Raw genomic sequence first — 246 nt, forward strand, 5'->3', positions numbered from 1 at the left:
GGGCAATACATCCGGCTGCGGCACATCGGACCTGGCCAATTCCGCCGCTTGCAGCCGCAGCTTTTCCTCCTGTTCTTCCGCAAAGGCGGGCAATCGCTCGGCTTCCTGCCGGTTCAAGTAACGACCCGCTGCCAGCAGTTCGCCGATACGTTTCTGCACGTTCATCCACGGCAGCACCACCTGCGTATCCGGGTTCATGATCGAGCCGCGGGTCAGCGTGATGCCTTTGCTGTCATAATTCATGTG

The 246-nt window shown here is 59.8% G+C and carries 1 protein-coding gene; it reads right to left on the reverse strand.

Annotated elements, in window-relative coordinates; genetic code table 11:
* Positions 1–246, reverse strand: a 246-nt coding sequence (locus ACSNOG_RS33805; RefSeq protein ID WP_436756488.1) for a hypothetical protein, incomplete at both ends; no start/stop codon positions are given.

This window comes from Streptomyces sp. URMC 124, from assembly GCF_051386455.1.
In the GTDB taxonomy this organism is placed as follows: Bacteria; Actinomycetota; Actinomycetes; order Streptomycetales; family Streptomycetaceae; genus Streptomyces.